The 18626-nt window shown below is 60.4% G+C and carries 15 protein-coding genes; 12 read left to right on the top strand and 3 right to left on the bottom strand.

Annotation, left to right across the window (positions count from 1 at the left end; all coding sequences use genetic code 11):
• Positions 1 to 35: 35 nt before the first annotated feature.
• On the bottom strand, positions 36 to 914 hold the full coding sequence (locus HMPREF2879_RS03645; protein ID WP_070634849.1) for an endonuclease/exonuclease/phosphatase family protein: 879 nt from the start codon (positions 912 to 914) through the stop codon (positions 36 to 38).
• Between the two features lie 417 nt (positions 915 to 1331).
• Between HMPREF2879_RS03645 and HMPREF2879_RS03640 the strand changes: the two genes are divergently transcribed.
• From HMPREF2879_RS03640 to HMPREF2879_RS03620, 5 genes are all read left to right on the top strand, one after another.
• The gene (locus tag HMPREF2879_RS03640) at positions 1332 to 2969 is read left to right on the top strand and encodes an alpha-glucoside-specific PTS transporter subunit IIBC (RefSeq protein WP_070634848.1); all 1638 of its coding nucleotides are present in this window, start codon (positions 1332 to 1334) and stop codon (positions 2967 to 2969) included.
• A gap of 236 nt (positions 2970 to 3205) precedes the next feature.
• Positions 3206 to 4024, top strand: coding sequence for a MurR/RpiR family transcriptional regulator (locus tag HMPREF2879_RS03635; RefSeq protein ID WP_005505083.1), 819 nt, complete (start codon positions 3206 to 3208; stop codon positions 4022 to 4024).
• An 87-nt stretch (positions 4025 to 4111) separates the two neighbouring features.
• On the top strand, positions 4112 to 4570 hold the full coding sequence (locus HMPREF2879_RS03630; RefSeq protein WP_012903100.1) for a hypothetical protein: 459 nt from the start codon (positions 4112 to 4114) through the stop codon (positions 4568 to 4570).
• A gap of 123 nt (positions 4571 to 4693) precedes the next feature.
• Complete coding sequence (locus tag HMPREF2879_RS03625; protein WP_070634847.1) at positions 4694 to 8695, top strand: DEAD/DEAH box helicase; 4002 nt, start codon at positions 4694 to 4696, stop codon at positions 8693 to 8695.
• Entirely contained in the window at positions 8688 to 8990 is a 303-nt protein-coding gene (locus HMPREF2879_RS03620) for a hypothetical protein (RefSeq protein WP_141747365.1), read from the top strand. The genes HMPREF2879_RS03625 and HMPREF2879_RS03620 overlap by 8 nt, the downstream gene beginning before the upstream one ends.
• An 89-nt stretch (positions 8991 to 9079) precedes the next feature.
• On the opposite strand, the gene HMPREF2879_RS03615 is transcribed toward HMPREF2879_RS03620, so the two are convergent.
• Both HMPREF2879_RS03615 and HMPREF2879_RS03610 read right to left on the bottom strand, forming a co-directional pair.
• On the bottom strand, positions 9080 to 9265 hold the full coding sequence (locus HMPREF2879_RS03615; protein ID WP_005505091.1) for an FmdB family zinc ribbon protein: 186 nt from the start codon (positions 9263 to 9265) through the stop codon (positions 9080 to 9082).
• 227 nt (positions 9266 to 9492) lie between these two features.
• The gene (locus HMPREF2879_RS03610) at positions 9493 to 10167 is read right to left on the bottom strand and encodes a 5-formyltetrahydrofolate cyclo-ligase (RefSeq protein ID WP_246822899.1); all 675 of its coding nucleotides are present in this window, start codon (positions 10165 to 10167) and stop codon (positions 9493 to 9495) included.
• 351 nt (positions 10168 to 10518) lie between these two features.
• Between HMPREF2879_RS03610 and galU the strand changes: the two genes are divergently transcribed.
• The 7 genes from galU to HMPREF2879_RS03575 all read left to right on the top strand — a co-directional run bounded on the left by galU (position 10519) and on the right by HMPREF2879_RS03575 (position 18488).
• On the top strand, positions 10519 to 11427 hold the full coding sequence (gene galU, locus HMPREF2879_RS03605) for a UTP--glucose-1-phosphate uridylyltransferase GalU (RefSeq protein ID WP_012903104.1): 909 nt from the start codon (positions 10519 to 10521) through the stop codon (positions 11425 to 11427).
• A gap of 317 nt (positions 11428 to 11744) precedes the next feature.
• Positions 11745 to 13334, top strand: a complete 1590-nt coding sequence (locus HMPREF2879_RS03600) for a hypothetical protein (RefSeq protein WP_070634845.1) — start codon at positions 11745 to 11747, stop codon at positions 13332 to 13334.
• Positions 13335 to 13756: 422 nt separating this feature from the next.
• Positions 13757 to 14257 (top strand): DedA family protein, encoded by a 501-nt coding sequence (locus HMPREF2879_RS03595; RefSeq protein ID WP_070634844.1) that lies wholly within the window; start codon positions 13757 to 13759, stop codon positions 14255 to 14257.
• Between the two features lie 96 nt (positions 14258 to 14353).
• Positions 14354 to 15556 carry a LysR substrate-binding domain-containing protein gene (locus HMPREF2879_RS03590; RefSeq protein ID WP_070634843.1) on the top strand — a complete coding sequence of 401 codons (1203 nt, stop codon included), beginning with the start codon at positions 14354 to 14356 and terminating at the stop codon, positions 15554 to 15556.
• A 38-nt stretch (positions 15557 to 15594) separates the two neighbouring features.
• On the top strand, positions 15595 to 16092 hold the full coding sequence (locus HMPREF2879_RS03585) for an NUDIX domain-containing protein (protein WP_005505097.1): 498 nt from the start codon (positions 15595 to 15597) through the stop codon (positions 16090 to 16092).
• Positions 16092 to 17258: a glycine betaine ABC transporter substrate-binding protein gene (locus HMPREF2879_RS03580; RefSeq protein WP_070634842.1), complete on the top strand. Its 1167-nt coding sequence runs from the start codon at positions 16092 to 16094 to the stop codon at positions 17256 to 17258. The genes HMPREF2879_RS03585 and HMPREF2879_RS03580 overlap by 1 nt, the downstream gene beginning before the upstream one ends.
• A 6-nt stretch (positions 17259 to 17264) precedes the next feature.
• Positions 17265 to 18488, top strand: a complete 1224-nt coding sequence (locus tag HMPREF2879_RS03575) for a pyridoxal phosphate-dependent aminotransferase (RefSeq protein WP_005508453.1) — start codon at positions 17265 to 17267, stop codon at positions 18486 to 18488.
• Positions 18489 to 18626: the final 138 nt, after the last annotated feature.

Below are 18626 nucleotides of genomic sequence, written 5' to 3'. Positions count from 1 at the left end.
GGGGCCGCCCTATAGGCGGCTAAAGTCTGATGACCTTAGTGCTGGGTGGTGAGGGGCGTCAGGAGGCTCTGCGGTGCCCAGCTGGAGGGGTCAATCTCTAGTAGCAGACCGCTGTGGTCGGAGATTGCTTCGGGGGAGTTGTCACGGAAGACAACCGCGTGGGAGTTGACCGTGAGCAGTCGGTCGGCGAAGACGAAGTCGATGCGCTTGGCGTCCGTGCTGCCTTCCCAGCCGGCGATTTCGCGGTGGACGGTGTTCTCGCCGTCGGTGTGCTCCGCCAGGGAGCGGGTGTCAATCATGCCGCTGGAGGTGACCAACGCGTAGCCTTCATCGCTCAGGTGTGCTGCGGAGTTGAAATCGCCGCCGAGTAGTACCGGGGCGGTGCGGGCGCACTCGGCAAGCTCCTGCGAGAGGTGTGCGTATTCCTGCGCGAAGAGGGGTTCGCCGTCGAAGTCCCACCAGGACATGTGGGTGGTGGCGCACCAGAAGGTGCCCGTCTCAGTCTCGATGAGCGCTGCCTGGGCGGCGCGGCGCTGCACCTGGTGGTAGCCGTAGCCGGGGGACATATTGATGGGCTTGATACCGCGAATCGGCAGGCGCGAGAGGATAGCTACGCATTCGTCGTAACGGTCCCAACCGATGTGGGTTTCGGTGAGGGTCCACTCGTAAGTGGCACCCATTTCGTTGAGCGCCTGCACGAGCAGCAGGGCGTAGTTGTCTTCGCGGACCGGAATGCCCGCGCCGCCGCGGTAGTTGAGGGGCTCCTTCACCACGGGGGTGGAAGTGAGCTGGTTGACTTCCTGCAACGCAATGACGTCCACCTGCTGTTCAATGATGAACTTGGCGAGGGTACGGATCTTGGCAATCTGGTGGATTTCGCACCAGCTGTGCGTATTGAGGGTGAGGAAGCGCATGTATTAAGTCCGGGGTATGTGTGAGGTTGAAGAATGATATGTGCACCGCGCATTGAGGTGGCGAGTGTTTATGCACTCTGACCTATGGGTGCACTGTTTATGCTATCGATTCTGTGCGCTAGGTAATAGGGAAAAAGTCTCATCTGCAGCAAGTATTTTTAACCAGTGCCGGGATATGTTTCAGGTTCTGAAAAACTCTTTCAAAACTCACAGTTTTGGTACCTGTGGGCAGGTATGACCTGGCATTATTGTTTCTGTCTAAAACACATTCGGCATTTAGCGCACGCAGGATATGTGGCACCCGTCTCATATACTTTCGTTTGAGGGTATAAAGATGCGGTGTGACCATCGCAGGCTGGCAATGATCGCCAACCCCTGCGTCCGCTCACTCGACAACCCGAAAGGGCGTATAGCCTCATGATGGAAAAAGTACAGAGGTTCGGCTCTGCCATGCTGGCACCCGTTCTTCTCTTCGCATTCGCTGGCCTCGCGGTCGGTATCGCGATTATCGCGCAGAACGACCAGCTGATTGGCTTGGCCGCCGATAAGAACAACCTCTGGTCCCAGTTCTGGGCCGTATGGGAGTCCGGTGCGTGGACCGTCTTCAACCAGATGGAACTGCTCTTCGCGATCGGTCTGCCCATTGCACTGGCAAAGACCGCTAACGCACGTGCAGTGTTGGAAGCTGCAATGGTCTACCTGACCTTCAACTACTTCGTCGGCACCATGCTCAAGGTATGGGGCAAGGGCGGCACCGGTTTCTTCGACCTGGACTACACCACCGACATCTCTGAGAGCGCGGCAGGTACCGGTCTGAAGATGATCGCCGGTATCAAGACCATGGACACCGGTATCTTCGGTGCCATCATCATCTCCGCAATCGTGGTGTGGGCCCACAACCGCTGGTTCGACAAGAAGCTGCCCGACTTCCTCGGCGTCTTCCAGGGTTCCCAGTTCGTCTACGGCGCATGCTTCTTCCTGATGATGCCCATCGCCTTCCTGTTCTCCTGGCTGTGGCCCTACGCTCAGCACGGCATCTCCTCCCTGCAGGGCTTCTTCATCGCATCCGGCGCACTCGGCGTGTGGGTTTACACCTTCCTCGAGCGCTTCCTGATTCCGACCGGTCTGCACCACTTCATCTACTCCCCGTTCGTCTTCGGTAACGTTGTTACCCCGAACGGTATCACTAAGGACTGGCCGACCCACCTGACCGAGTTTGCAAAGAGCGACAAGCCCCTGAAGGAACTGTTCCCCGGCGGCGGCTTCGCACTGCACGGTAACTCCAAGGTCTTCGCACCCATCGGTATCGCAGCGGCATTCTACACCACTGCTCGTCCCGAGAAGCGCAAGGAAGTTCTCGCTCTGCTGATTCCCGTCAGCCTCACCGCAATCCTGATCGGTATCACCGAGCCCCTCGAGTTCACCTTCCTGTTCCTGGCACCCCCGCTGTTCCTGGTTCACGCAATCCTGGCAGCATCCATGGCAGCAATCATGTACCAGCTGGGTCTGGTTGGTAACATGGGTGGCGGTCTGCTCGACTTCCTGTTCCAGAACTGGATCCCGCTGTGGGCAAACCACTCCGGCACCTACCTCATGCAGATTGGTGTGGGCCTGTGCTTCACCGTCCTGTACTTCCTGATCTTCCGCTTCATGATTCTGAAGTTCGACTTCAAGACCCCCGGTCGTGAAGAAGACGGCGGCGAGACCAAGCTCTACAGCAAGGCAGAGTACAAGGCAGCTAAGGCTGCTGAGAAGAACGGCGGCGCAGCTGCTGAGTCCGCTGACGGCGACCTCTACGCACCCCGTGCAGCTGGCTTCCTCGAACTGCTCGGTGGCGCAGAGAACATCACCACCGTGAACAACTGCGCAACCCGCCTGCGTGTCTCCGTTGCTGATGAGTCCCTCGTCAGCCCCTCGGATGCAGACTTCAAGAATGCAGGTGCTCTGGGCCTCGTCCGCAAGGGCAAGGCATTCCAGGTCATCGTCGGCATGGACGTTCCCCAGGTTCGCGAGCGTTTCGAGACCATGGTGAACGAAGCTAAGACCCTCTCCTAAGAGGAATCAGCTTTCAACCGTCTGACGGCATAACGCCTCATAAGGTATAGACTTCGCCGGCGGTATCGGATAACACCGATGCCGCCGGCGAAGCTGTATCCAGGCTCGCACCCGGACTCAAATCTGCACGAGGCACCCACCCAAAGTGAGAGACGACCAACCTCGCCCACCCTGGCCGATGACCCTAGAGCGTGTACTATTTATATATTGCTCACCATCGGATTCAGGAGCTTTGAGTGGATTTACAAGACGTCGTGAATGCGAACCAGCACCGATTCAGTGAAACTGAACGGGAAATTTTGGCATTCATGCTAGAAAATGAAGAGTTCGTTGCGGAGTCAACGATCAACTCTTTGGCACATAAAACTTATACTTCGACCAGCTCAATTATCCGCCTGACGAAGAAGCTGAACTTCTCCGGATTTGCTGAGTTGAAGTACTTCATTAAGTCCTCTCTGAACCGCAGCGAACCCTTCAACCCGCGGTTCATTGAGAGCGGCCGCGAAGACATTCAGCGCACCTATGACTACCTCGAGCACATGGAGCTGAGCGGACTGCTCAAGCGCATCCATGAGGCTCGCACTGTGTACTGCTTCGGTACCGGCTACGCTCAGCGCAATGCTGTGCAGGAATTTACCAAGTCCATGCAGGTCTGCGGTAAGTTCTGCCAGGTCATCCCGGCACGTAATGAGTTCGAAAGCGCCATGAACAATATGACCCAGGACGACGTGGTCATCATTGTGTCCTTCTCCGGTCAGACCGAGAACATGCGCGAACACATTAAGATGCTGGCGCTACGCCGCATCCCCATGATTGCGGTGACCGCCATTGGTGTGAACTACATGTCCTCGCACGCCGAGTACTCCCTGCACTACCAGACGACCCCCACCCAGATCAGCACCCAGCGTAAGCCCTACTACTCTTTTGTTGCGCTGTCGGTGCTGCTGGACTACATCGTGCGCCGTTACATTGAACACGTTGAGAATGAGCGCCGCGAATCCCTACAGGACCAGGTGGATGACGCCCTCAACGCTGGGGATGAAACCGACGCCTGATAAGGCATTACTGTGCCCACCTGCTCCTTCACTCACTCCTCCTGAATCCGACCGAATCCGCCTGAGACCATCTGAAAGAGACACCCAGTGACCGCAATTTTCGCGCTCATCGAAAACACCGAGAAGATGCGTAAGTACCTGTTCTGGTACCTCATGATCATCCCCGCGCTGCTACTGCTGTGGATTGTGCTGGGTGCAGCGAACTCCCAGATGGACTTCCAAGCAGCCCTGAAGATTCCCTTCTTCACCGTGGCATTCCTGAACGCATGCCTCAGCCTGTTGCTGGGCGGCACCCTCAAGCTCGCGGGTGCAGAGAACGAACGCACCGAACGAGCCTACGCCCTGTACCTGACCATTCTGTTGGTCATCATCGGTAACCTGCCCGGCGCGATTCTGAGCTTCTTCCTCTTCCGCTCCCTGCGCTTCGGCAACCTGGAAGGCGAGCTGGCGCCCAAGTACCGCTGGGCGCTTCTGCCCGCCCTGGTCTTCTACGTACTGGTGACCGTAGTGCTGCTCGTCGCCAACATCGCAATGTGGTCGAAGTAAGCACCCGGCGTATTAAGCACATCGGCGCATTAAGCACGCAGGCGCGCACTGACACCCGCCCCGCTTGAAACACAGCATGAGGCACACCGGGCAGAGGACCCCGGAAGAACCACCATCTTCGGTGTGTACGCGCAAACGTACACCGCACTGACCCACAAGGACACTCACGACGTGAACCAGATTCCCGAGCCTACCGACGCGCAACACGCACCCGGCGCCCCGGCTGATACCGCTCAGCCCGCCGCAGCCGCCGCGACCTCAGCAGAGGAAACCCACGAAGTAGCCGACGAAATCAACATCGCCGAGCTGCCCGCACACCTGAACCCCGCCCACGAGGACTTTGACCCCTCGGCGGGGCTTGAGCGCTGGGCGGAACAGATGGACGTCTACACCGGTCCCGACGCGATGCTCGACTTCAACCAGGTCGACTACGTGCACATCGACCTGTCCGAGGCGAACCCCTCCGGCCTGGCACAGCTGCTCGCCGGACGTAAGACCCGCCTCTCCACGATTCTGCGCGACAAGTCGCAGCTGGAGGCGGGCATGCGTTCCGCACGCACCCTGCGCACCAAGATTTACGAACTCGCCACCGACCACGGCCTGGACTCCGGCTACTTCGTGGCGGGTACCGCCTCCTGGCTGTCGCACGACACCCGCGAGGATGCTGCCGCCTACGAGAAGCGCTTCATCGCGCCGATTCTCATGGCGCCGCTGAGCATCACCCCGCACCCGAAGGACGACGACTTCGAGCTGCGCCTCGCCGGTTCCGCACGCCTGAACCCGGCGATGGTCCGCCAGATCAAGCAGGAGTACGGCATCGACCTGGGCACCATGGACGTGGCGCAGCTGGCGAACTCCATGTCCCGCCTAGACCCCGAGCCGGTCATTGAACGTATGCGCGCCTCAGCAGGCCGTATTCCGGGCATGACCATCGAGTCGAAGTACTTCATCTCGACCTTTGCTGACCTGAAGGAAAGCCTGGGCGAACTGCCGCACACCGCCATCACCCCGCTGGTTCGTGACCTGGCGGCGCTGAAGGTGCCCGGCGTGAAGCCGCGCGAGCTCAACGCCCACAACCTGCAGCCGCCCCTGGACCAGCGTGACCCGGCAGAGGAAATGCTCCTGCTGGACGCGGATGCGAACGCCCAGGAAATTGTCGACACCGCGGTCAGCGGATTCTCCTTCACCATCACTGCGGCGCCCGGCACCGAGCCGCTGCGTACCGCCGTGAATATTGCATCCGCCCTGATGGGTCGCGGTAAATCCGTGCTCGTGGTGGGCGAGAAGCGCTCCACCCTCGCTGAATTCTCGGCGTTGCTCAAGCGCACCGGTATTGAGAGCCTGCGCTACGACCTGCTTGCCGAGCACGATGCTGAGGCTCAGCGCGCCGAGTTCATTCGCGCAATCGTGCGTAATGAGGGCGCCGAAGAGCCTAACTCCGAGGACCTGAACGAAGAGCTTGTGGCGACCCGTGCCGCGCTGCTCGACCACACTCGTGCCCTGCTGAACAAGGACGCCAACTGGCAGATTTCTGTCTACTCGGCGCTGCAGCGTCTGGCTGAGCTGACCGCCTCCGAGGACGGCCCGGCAACCCGCGTGCGTTTTGACCGCCCTATGCTCGATTCGCTCTTGGAGCGTGAGCAGGTGCGTGCCGAGCTGGTGCGTCTGGGTGAGATTGATGGTTTTGCGGCGGCTTCGCGCACCTCCCCGTGGTACCGTGCCCGCCTGGTCAATGACGAGGAAGCCGCCGAGGCGTACGCCCTGGTCATTACCCTCAAGTCCTCCCTGCTGAACCTGCGTGAGGCGATGAACCAGACCAGCGCCATGCTGGGTCTGCGCCGCGGCCGCACCATCGCTGAGTGGGAGTCGCAGCTGGCGATTCTGATGCGTATCCGTGAGACGCTCAAGCGTTTCCGTGCGGATGTCTACGACCGCCCGGTGACCGACCTGATTGCGGCGACTGCCTCCGGTTCGTGGCGCCGTGAGAACGGCATCGAGATGAGCAGTATGCAGCGTTCCCGCCTGCGCCGCGCGGCGAAGGAATACATCCTGCCCGGCGTGAATATCGGTGACCTGCACGAGCAGCTGAAGGTGGTTCAGGCTGAGCGTGCCGAGTGGATTCGCCACATTGAGGCGCCCCGCACCCCGCAGATTCCGGAGAACCTGGACCAGCTGGCTGCAGCCCTGAACTCTCTGGTGTCTGAGCTGGCGGGTCTGGGTATTGTTCTTGCGGATACCATTGAGGGCACCGACTTCGTGCGCACCGACCTGGATGCTCTGGATGCGCGCCTGGATGCTCTCATGGCGGACCGCGTGCTGCTGATGACCCTGCCGGAGCGTGACGCCCTGACCCAGAAACTGCGTGAGCGCGGCCTGTCGGAGCTGCTCGATGACCTGTACGCGCGTCAGGTTCCGACCGAGGTTATTTCCGCTGAACTGGAGCTTGCCTGGTGGCAGTCTGCCCTGGAATTCTTGCTACAGCATCACGAAGGTAAGCTGCTGGACGGTGACCGTCTGCGCGATACGGAGTCCCGTTTCCGCCGTGCCGACTACGCCCACATGACTAGCGCCCCGGCGCGTCTGCTGGCGAAGGTTGCTCGCGTGTGGACTGAGCGTATTGAGTCTAAGCATGATCAGGCGGCGTACCTGAAGAGCCAGCTGCGCGGCTACGAGTTTGTGCTCGAGGAGCTGCTGACTCACGCCCCGGTGATGGCACGTACCCTGCTGCCGCTGTGGACTGCGAGCCCCTTCGCCCTGGCGCGTAAGGTTCCCGCCTCCATGCGTTTTGATACGGTGCTGCTGCTGGACTCCGAGTCGACCCCGCTGGCAGCGAACCTGCCCGCGATTACTCGCGCCGACCAGGTGATTGCCCTGGGCGACCCGCATTCGGGTTACCCCTCGCCGTTCATCGTGTCCGCCCCGACCTTTGGGGCGCCGGAACCGGCAGGTGAGCAGCTGGACAGCACCTTCGACGTGCTCGCTACCGTACTGCCCAACCGCACCCTGGCGATGCTGCACCGCAGCATGGACCCGGTGATTCTTGACTACCTGAACCGTGAGTTCTACGGTTCGCAGCTGCATGCGGCTCCGGTGAGCCGCGCCTCCGCCCAGCCCGCCGGTTCGCTGACCGTTGAGTACATTGATACTCGCGGTAAAGTGAGCGATAACGCGAACCTGGATTCGCCCGGTGTTGAGGTGGAGCGCGTGACAAACCTGGTACTGGAGCACGCCTACCGTACCCCGGACCGTTCGCTGGCGGTTGTGACGGCTAGCCCGAAGCACGCTCAGCGTGTGGCTGAGTCGGTGCGTCATGCCTTGAGCTTGTACCCGCAGCTGGGGCCGTTCTTCGCCGCTGGTGAAGAGTCTTTCCGCGTGGTCGACCTGACCCGCGCCGAGACCCTCGAACGCGATACCGTGATTTTCTCCCTGGGTGTGGGTCGTGCCCGCCTGGGTCAGGCGTCCTACGATTTGGGTCAGCTGTCTGCTGAGCACGGTCGCCAGGGCTTTGTGGTGGCGTTGACTCGTGCACGCCGTGCCCTGCGCATTGTCTCGTGCATTGACCCCTCCGAGCTGGACCCGCAGAAGCTGCATCATGGCGCGGTGGATTTCTACCACCTGCTGCGTGAACACGCGGAACGTCAGGCGCGTGAAGAGGTGGAAGCGAAGGCACAGCGCGTGCCGGAGACCCTGCCGCGTAACGCGTTCTTGGCCGTCGACGACGCGGACACCCCGGATTTGGGCGACTGGCTGCTGAACGATTTGGTGGCGCGTCTGCAGGCTCGCGGTGTGCGTGTGACCCGCGGTGAGGGCGATATCGCTCTGATTGCGCACGCCCCGGAGAAGCTGGCGGCTGAGCCGGTTCCCGCGCTGGGTGTGGCTCCCGTGGTCTCTTCGAACCCGAGTGTTCCGGCGGCTATGCCGCTGGTGGCGTGCTCCGATGGTGAGCCGAATTATGCGCGTGCTTCGGTGCGTGAGCGTACCCGCCTGCTGCCGGAGCGTCTGAGCCGCACGGGCTGGAACTACATCACCCTGGGCACCCTGGAGGTGTTCGCCGATCCGGATGCTGTGGTGGCGCGCGTGCTGCACTACCTGGATATGGACGAGGATGTTGAGGTCCGTGGCTAGCTATTCGTCAACGCCGAAGCCGCGCCGTGGGCACCGTCGTGTGAGCGGCGGCGGCTCGGTGAGCGGGGCTGAGCCTCTGCTGGTGGGCGTGACGACGCCTCCGGTTGTGGCTTCGGGTACTTCCTCTGCCGCGGGGGCTTCCCCGAAGAAAGCTGATGCCCAGAAGCAGAACCCCCAGAAGGCGAGTTCTCAGAAGGCGGCTGCTTCTGCGCAGCCGCTGGCCCCGGAGGAGCGCGAGCGTCTGGAATGGATGCGTCAGCAGCGTCCTCCGCACTGGGGTAACAATATCGTGTAGCGCATCCGTACCGGGAGTGCTTCTTAAACGCCGAGGGGCGGGGCAACCTGTGTTGCCCCGCCCCTCTTTTGGCTGGTGTGGAACCCCGTTTAGGAGTTGCCCTTGTCGGTGCTGTAGAAGCCGGAACCCTTGAAGGTCACGCCGACGGTGTTGTAGCGCTTGCGCAGGGTTTCTTCGCCGCACTGCGGGCAGACGCGCAGTGCATCGTCGCTAAAGGACTGGCGCTGTTCAAAGACGTGATTGCAATTCTTGCACTGGTAAACGTAGACCGGCATATTGTCCTTCTGTATCGATTTTTCGTTGAGCGGGTTTAATAACAGTGGTTTGAGTGTACCGCTTTTGAAACGCTCTGGGCTATTTGCGGTTTCTTCTCAAAAAGCTATTTCTGGTTTCTTTTTGCCTTTTTCCTGAGCGATTTTGGTCGTGTGTTCCTGCATATCTTTGAGCTTTTGCATGAAGATTTGGGGTGTCAATCAGGAGGTGGGCGGTGCTGGTCAACCGGCTACATCGGTGACTGCTGAGAGGTGCGGAAAACGCCTTCTTCGGTGAGGATGACTGGCAGAATAGCGTCCCACTGGTCGTAGGGAATAGCTTCATAAATTTCATCGGCAAAGACCACGCCGATGCTCTGCTCCTTCAGCTGCTGTGCGCTGAGCAGGGGGATAATGCGGTCATAGTAGCCGCCTCCTTGACCGAGGCGGTGCCCGTCAGCATCAAAGGCGAGAGCGGGGACGAGGCGCACATCGGCGTTCACGAAGGCTCGCTCGTCCTGTTCTTCGCCTTCGGGTTCGGGGATTCCCATGGGGCTGAGCGGGTGCTCGACGGCGGGATCCCAGTGCACCCAGGCGAGTTTGCGGCCGGGACGCACGACGGGCACGAGGATGCGGTGTCCGTCCTTGTGCAGGCGGGTTAGTGCTTCGATGATGGGCGGTTCGGACTTGGTGGGCAGGTATGCCGCAATGGTGCCGGGGGAGTGGAGGCGCTGCGCGACCGCTTCAAGAATGTGGTGGGTGAAAAGGTCAGCTATCTGCTGCTGGTCGTGTTCGCCGCGGTGGCTGCGTGCGGTGAGGCGGCGCGGGCGGATTTGGGAGCGGAGAATGTCTTTATCCAGGGAGATATCGTCTGCGCTGGCACCGGTTTCGGAGTTGCTGGTGGCGGCTGCGGTATTGAGAGGCATGGTGTGTCCCATCGTCTTTGCGGGTGAGGTCTTATGCGGGGTGGAGGAGAGTGGCTCTATGGCCTAGTTTGGCTGGTTTGAGTCGTGGTGCCTCCGCGTTGAGAGGCGTTCCGAGGTGGGGTGAAAACATCCTTATGGGCGGCAAAAAGCAACCTACTCTGCTGGGCTATAGAATCTACTTTTTAGTATAGGGATTGCAGAAAATAGCATTGGGTTTCGAGGAACGTATTTTCTCTACAACCCGAAGAATGTACCTTCACCGATATGTAGTTAGTCACGTTGAAGATTTTTTCACGTCATAGTGTCGATAAATCAGCTTAAGTACTTTACAACTTAGGGTATTCTTGTGGCATGGCTACTGAAATTAAGTCTGTTACTAAGGCAGTTATTCCTGCTGCTGGTCTGGGCACCCGATTCCTGCCCGCCACGAAGGCAACCCCCAAGGAAATGCTCCCCGTCGTTGATCGCCCCGCGATTCAGTACGTGGTGGAGGAAGCAATCCGTGCCGGTCTGAATGACGTTCTGATGATTACCGGCCGTAACAAGCGCGCTCTCGAGGATCACTTCGACCGCGTTCCCGTTCTGGAGCAGCAGCTCGCTGAGCAGGGTAAGGACGCTCTGCTCGCTTCTGTGGTAGCTACCAATGAGATGGGCGGCGACCTGCACTACGTGCGTCAGGGCGACCCCAAGGGCCTGGGCCACGCTGTTCTGCGCGCAAAGCGCCACGTTGGCGATGAGGCATTCGCTGTTCTGCTCGGTGATGACCTGATTGATGAGAAGGAAGACCTGCTCTCCCGCATGGTGGAGGTCCAGGAGCGCACCGGCGGTTCCGTCGTTGCTCTGATGGAGGTCCCCCGCGAGGCTATTTCCGCTTACGGTGCAGCTGCTATTGAGGCTGTTGAGGGCGAAGACGGTTTCGTGAAGATCACCGGTCTGGTTGAGAAGCCCGCTGCTGATGAGGCTCCCTCGAACTACGCTGTGATCGGCCGTTACGTTCTGAGCCCGAAGGTCTTCGAGGTTCTGGAGAACACCGCTCCGGGCCGCGGCGGCGAGATTCAGCTGACTGACGCTCTGCAGACCCTGGCTCAGGGTGAGGGCGAAGGCGAAGGCGTCTACGGCGTGGTCTTCTCCGGCCGCCGTTTCGACACCGGTGACAAGCTGTCTTACCTGAAGGCAAACGTTATTCTTGCTGCTGAGCGTCCCGAGTTCGGTGACGACCTGCGCGCATGGCTGAAGGATTTTGTCGCAGAGAACTGCTAAGCACTCTGCACCCGCTCTCTGATGAGGGCAACCGATAAATACCAACCACGCTGAGGAAGGCGTTCTTTCCGGTGGGGCGTTAGCCCCGAGGGAGGGCGCCTTCCTCGTTTCGCACGTATCTAGTTTGTGTGCAGGGTACTGCTGGGTGAGGGCTCAGTGGTACTTCTGGAGTGAGGGTGCTGGGCATCCTCGTGTGCATATTCCTTCTGGGGTATATGTGCATATCCAGCCCGATTCTTGCCTCTTATGGAAAGCATTGGGAATATAAGGGTATGATTAAAGTCTAGGGATAAAGGGACGATAGAGGGCGACCTGATATGACGCTGTTGAACACCTCGGGTGTGTTGGTAATTCTGACCGTGATTTTGCTGCTGTGGTTTGTGCCCAGGAGCCTGCGTCGCGCGCCCGCTGGTCCCTCCGTGGAGCCCGAGCGTCCCCTGATTAGTGCCGAGCGTACCGCGGAGGATATTCTCGCCTCCGCCGGCGTGCTACTGAATGAGTCGGAGGCGTACCAGTCTTCCGATCATGCGGTGGCGCCGGGTACCTCCCTACCCTCTTCTGCTCTTCCACAGGCTTCTTCCCGTTCCTCTCACGCCGTAGAGGATGCTGTTCAGCCTGCCCCGGATACGGCTTCTATTTCGCAGATTCGTGATTCTTCCCCGACTGCTCCCTACACCGATGAGATTCCGGTGGTGGAGGAGTCGAAGCCCTCGCCGCTGTCCTACTTTGATACCTCGAGCCTGAGCGGTATCGCCCTGCTGGTTGCGGCTGGTCTGGGCGTGCTTGCCCTGGTGACCGGTCTTCTGGCGCTCTTTGGTGTTCTGGCGTGGGGTTGGGCTGTTCTCTTCCTGATTCTTGCCGGTGGTGCGTGGGCTGTAAGCCGTTTTGGTCTGCTGGAGTCTCTTAGCAACCAGATTAAGGCGAACCGCGATGAGCGCCACGCCAAGGCAGAAGCAGAAGATGCCGAGGATAACAACGCTGAGGCGTATGAAGAGTCTGACGACGAAAAAGCTTACGATGACGCTTCTGAGCCTGTAGAGGATACTGAAGCGCCGGAAGCTGAAGCTGTCGAAGAGCCTGCACATCAGGCTCGCCCCGCAACCCGTGAGACTACTGTCCGCAACGTGAGCCGTGAGGCGGCACGCCCGAGCCGCGCGCACATCGCGGTGGAGTCCTCCGATGAGGCTCCCGAGGCGGCTCCTCGTGCGGAAGCGCCTGCTGCGGCACCTGCTCATTCTTCTCGTGCCGTACCTGCCCGTTCTGCCCGCGCGGCGGAGGCGCCCGTCGCACACCGTCAGGAGCGTCGCCAGCAGCGCCCGAGCCGTTTCCAGCCGATTCGCCGCGGTAGCGTGCTCTTTGATCAGGAGAGCGGTTCCGCTACTTCCTCCGGTGCACCGCGTACTGCGGCACAGCCTCAGCGGGTAGAGCAGGCTCCGGTTGCTCCGAGCCAGCCTGTCCAGCCTCAGCCCGCACAGCCCGCTCAGGCACCCGTACAGGCTCCCGCCAAGCCGGTAGCAGCTCAGCCTGCACCAGCCACCCAGGCACCTGCACAGCAGCCAGCTATTCAGTCGGCTCAGCCGGTGGCTCGCCAGGCTCTGCGTGACGGTTCGCCCGTCCGTCAGGCACCTGCGGCACCTGCTACTCAGGCTCCCGCTCAGCCGATTCCCGAAGAGATTCCTCTGCCGGATGTCCTGGATGATTCCGAATTCGATGCGCTGGATATCGCCTCGCTGAACGATTCGGTTCTTTCGACCGGTGCTACTGCGACCGGCGGTGTTCGTTCGACGAACCGTCACCCCGGTGCCGGCTCCTCCTTTGAGGCGGTTAGCAACACCTGGAACCCGGTTCAGCTGCCTAAGCCGCTGAGTGCACTGCACCGCCAGGACAAGAATCAGGGTAAGAAGTAGACTTTGCTCCAGACACGCATAAAACCCCGACAGTTCACACTGTCGGGGTTTTTGTATGCCTGGGGATGATTGGGAAGAAGTTAAAAAGAAAAGGAACCCCGTCCATGGGGTTCCTTTTCTAGCATCACACACAGGAAGAAAGTCTTCTAGACCGATTAGGAAGGCCTTCCCACAAGGCCTGCCCTATTCGGTAATAAAAATATATCCTAATTCCCGTGCGGGTGACAAGCTGAAAATAGCGACAGCCTGTCAATAAACTAAGGTTGTCCTAAGTGAAATCCGCGCCATTGCAGGCGACAAGGGGCAATAACCCCCGGCTGAAAAAATTTAAAAAAATTTTCTGACCCCTCCAAAAGTCGAATAAGAAGCCTCAAAAAACCTTCAATCAGGTCAATATCGCCCACTCATGAGAGAATAGCCGGGTGAAAGAATGGTTTGACGCACTCCCGATTGAGGTTGCCCTAGCTTTCATGTGGGTGGTCGGTATCGTCCGCACCAGCATCGTGTACGCTCTTGGCGCGCTCGCTGCTGAAGGGGGCGCCCGCCTCGACCGCATCCGCAAAGCCATGGACAGCCCGCTCTACCGTAAAGCGCGCCGCTTGATTAACCGGTGGGGCGTTATTGCTGTGCCCCTCTGCTTTCTCACCGTAGGCCTGCAAACCGCCGTCATTATCACGACCGGCTTCACGAAAATGCCTCTGCGTCGCTGGGTTCCCGCGATGCTGGTTGGAACCTTCATGTGGGCGTGTATTTACACCACCATCGGCTTCGCAATTCTTGCCGCGCTCGGCCTGGAACCCTGGATGTTCCCGCTCGCCCTCGCCATCGTTATTACGGCAATGGTGATTGTTGCTCAGCTGCGTGAACGCCGCATCAACCGCGAAAGCGTTGAGAATGATACGGCGAATATCAGCGAGAACTAGTCCTGCCTCCAGCAGGGGATAGGAGCACTATCTCGCCGGGTTGAGGCCACTCATCTGACCCCAATACCCCCGCCCAAGATGTGCTAGCGTGGAGGGATGAGTTCATCCGCATCCTCCACCGCAGGCACCCCCGAAGAGCAGCTCGCCAACGACCCTGCCCTCACCGCAATCGACCCCGAGATGAGTGCGTCCGAAAACGCTACCGATGAGGTAGAAACCGAAGCGCCCGCCGAGGCTCCCACCCGCGTGTACCTGCATCCCGAGCAGCTGGCAATGATCCAGACTCCGGAGGCTCTGCCCGTCCCCGTGCTGCAGCGCTCCGTGCTGCGTGTTAGCTACGTGCCGGCGATTATGCCCGGTAAGTGGTTCAACCGCTGGCATGAGCGTTTCGGTGACCGCGTGCAGCTGGCGGAGGTGCCCGTGCGTGAGGCGCGCGGCCTGGACTCCCTGCATCAGGACCTGTGCCTGATTGATCCCGCCGATAACCCCGCTGCTGGATCCGCAGAAGAGGGTGCCGCTGTCTCCGAGACGCCCGTCGAGGTTAGCGCTGAGGCTACCGAGCACGCCCCCATTGAGCGCAAGGACGTACCCGAGACCCCCTTCGCGCACATGAGCATTGTGCGCCCCGACCGCGAACCGGCAAGCACCGACGGCGAGAAGTACCACAGCATCCGCCTCTACGAGGAGCTGCCCGTGGTTATTCTGCCGGTGGACCATGTGCTCACCGTGCTTGATGAGGTGCCCGTGGAGGAGCTTGCTGAAGAGTTCCTGTTGCAGCCCGCCTCCGATATTCCCGCCTATGAGGAAGTCTCCCGCGCATGGCGTGAGAGCGCCGGTCGTATTGTGCCTGAAGGTCTGACCGATAAGGAAACCATCGAGCTGGTTGCCGCCGGTGTGGGTCTGTACATTGTGCCCATGTCCATTGCGCGTTTCTATCACCGCAAGGACCTCACCTACCGCCCCGTTGCGGGCCTGGACCTCTACCCGGTGCACCTGGTCTGGCCGCGTGCCCCCAAGGGTGAGCCGCGCAGCGAAGAGCTCGAGGCGCTCCTGCAGGACTTCATCGGTATTGTGCGTGGCCGCACCGCAACCAGCGAGCGCGGTAGCGAAACCCGACAGGCACGCGCCGAACGCATCGCCGCAGAAAAAGCAAAGGAAAAAGCGAAGGCGCGAGCCGCCAACGCCCGCCGCGAAGCACGCGATAAAAAGCGCGCCAACGCCAAGAAAAACGGTAACGCGCGCCAGCACGCTCGACAGTCCGCCAAAGCCGCCAGTGCACGCCGCGGCAAGAAACGCTAACGAACGATAGACGGTAAAATCAAACCATGGCATTAGCAATGGAAACCCGACCCGCAGCCTACGCAGTGATTATTGAGCAGGGCAAGCTGCTCATGACCCGCTGGGTGCCTGAAGACCGCGCACTCAGCCCCCTCTGGTCCCTGCCCGGAGGCGGCATGGAACCCGGCGAACAGGCCGACGAAACCGCGCTGAGGGAAACCCTCGAAGAGACCGGCTACAGCGTCGCCATTGAAGACATTCTGGGCGTGCACGCCGGGCACTTTCCCGTGCGTTCCACCCAGAAAGACCCGCAAGCGCTACCCTTCTGCGCCCTGCGGGTGGTTTTCCGTGCCCACATTGTCACCGGCGAACTGCGCCACGAAATCAACGGCTCCTCCGACACAGCACGCTGGGTACCCATCGCTGAGCTAGACACCATCCGCTACGGCACCCTCATCGACGAGGTAGCCTCCATGATGGGCTACTCCAATGCCGCCAGCTGGGCACGCGAATACCGCGAATTTCTTGCCGACGAAAACGCACGGAAGCTTCCCTAATGAACCGACTGACCCTCACCCGCCGTGCGGCGCTCACCTCCCTGGCGCTCATGCCGCTGCTCGCCGCCTGCGGGAATAATGACGCAACCCCGCAGGTGGACCCTTCCGCATCCAGCTACGGTACTCTGCGCATCGGCTACGGTGCCCTGCGTGAGATGCGCGCCGTGGCGCACGTGTACGCGCGCGCCCTGCGACAGGTTGGCTACTCCGTTGAACTTGTTGACACCGAGAACAGCCGCGCTACCGCCCTGCGCGGGCTCATGGTTCCTTCGGCTAGCTCAGCCACCCTGCCCGATGATGAGGAAACCGGTAGCACCGCCGCCGTCGAGGCGTTGGACCTGGTCATCGACTACAGCGGCGACCTGCTGCTCTACCTGACCGACGACGGCAAAATCAGCCCCGCCGCCGCGCAGAACGAACGCATCGCCGCCTCCGTGAGCGCCTCCGCTCAAGCCGCAGGCGTGACCCTGCCCCCGGCAGCTACCCCCACCGCGGAGGAGAGCACCGCCTCCGCGCATGCTACGGACGCAACCGCGAGCCCCACCGCAAGCTCCACCCGCTCCGCAGACCCCATCAACCTGCGTGCCATGAGCACCACCGACATGACCAACGCCATCTCGCGCATTCTGCCCGAAGAGCTCATGCTCCTCAACGGCGCCCACGCCACCAACAAGGATGTACTGGTTACCACCCGCGCCGTGAGTGCCCGCCACAAGCTCAACTCCCTCGCGCACCTGCGTGAGGTGCAGTCTTCTCTGGCGTTCTCCATTCCGACCGGGTACTCCAGTGGCACCTACGGCGTGGATTCCCTGCGTAGCCTCTACCGCTACCGCGTGCACGACCCGAAGATTCAGGACGACCCCGCCGAGCGCGTCAACGCCCTCACCGCAGACACCGTGCAGGTGACCCTGCTGCACAGCTGCGACTCGGCAATTGACGATAACCGCCTGGTCACCCTGGAAGACCCCTCAACGGCACTTTTGCAGCAGCAGCTGGTGCCCATTATCCGTCGTACCCTGCCAGATAGCGCCCGGACGGCAATTAACCGCGTATCATCTACATTAGACACGGGTAACCTCTCGTTCCTGTTGCGTCTGACTAGCGGTTCCAACCCCATCGCAGATGATGACGCAGCACAATTCATTTTGGATCACCCTAGAAAGTAAATCATCATGACGAAGTACCGTCAGTCCTCAAAGTTGAGCAACGTCCTGTACGACATCCGCGGCCCCATTCTGGATGAAGCCAATCGCATGGAGGCGATGGGCCACCGCATCCTCAAGCTGAACATTGGTAACCCCGCACCCTTCGGCTTTGAGGCGCCGGATGCCATCATGATGGATATCATTCGTCACCTGCCCGAAACTCAGGGCTACTCTGACTCCCGCGGCCTCTACTCGGCACGTACCGCCATTGTGCACCACTACCAGAACCGCGGCATCATGAACCTCGACACCGAATCTATCTACTTGGGTAACGGTGTGTCTGAGCTGATCCCGATGACCCTGCAGGCACTGTGCGAGACCGGCGACGAAATCCTGGTCCCCATGCCCGACTACCCGCTGTGGACCGCAGCCACCGCGCTGGTCGGCGGCAAGCCCGTGCACTACCTCTGCGATGAGGAAAACAACTGGTACCCGGACATCGAAGACATTAAGTCGAAGATTACCGAGCGCACCAAGGGCATCGTGGTTATTAACCCGAACAACCCCACCGGTGCCGTCTACCCGCGTTCCGTGCTTAAGCAGATTGTGGATGTGGCACGCGAACACGGTCTGGTCGTGTTCTCTGATGAGATTTACGAAAAGATTACCTACGATGGCGCAGAGGCCATCAACATGGCGACCCTCACCGGCGACGACGTGCTCTGCCTGACCTTCTCCGGCCTGTCCAAGGCATACCGCGTCTGCGGTTACCGTGCGGGTTGGGTCGCTATCACCGGCCCGAAGAAGGACGCTTCCAGCTACCTGGAAGGCATTCACCTGCTCGCCTCCATGCGCCTGTGCGCCAACGTTCCGGCACAGCACGCCATCCAGACCGCGCTCGGCGGCTACCAGTCCATTAACGAGCTGATTGTTCCCGGCGGCCGCCTGTACGAGCAGCGCACCCTGGCGCACAAGATGCTCAATGAGATTGACGGCATCAGCTGCACCAGCGCGGACGGTGCGCTCTATCTGTTCCCGAAGATTGATGTTGAGCGCTTCGACATTACCGACGATGAACAGTTCGCCCTGGATCTGCTCAAGAGCCAGAAGATTCTCTTCAGCCACGGCCGCGCGTTCAACTGGAAGGACCCGGATCACTTCCGCCTGGTGTTCCTGCCCGATACACAGACCCTCACCAGCGCCCTGGAGCGCCTGGGTAACTTCATGGCTGACTACAAGCAGAAGCACTAGCCCTGCTGTCTCTGCCTTGTGATAGATAGAAATAGCCTGCCCCGCAGTTCTGATGAGTTGCGGGGCAGGCTATTTTTAGCGGCTTCGTGGATGCGCGCTACGCCAGAGGACGGAGCAACACGCCGGGGGGGGGGGGGG

Origin of the sequence: Rothia sp. HMSC069C04 (assembly GCF_001812895.1) — a bacterium.
Taxonomy (GTDB): Bacteria; Actinomycetota; Actinomycetes; order Actinomycetales; family Micrococcaceae; genus Rothia.
This window is presented reverse-complemented; position numbering and strand designations above follow the sequence as displayed.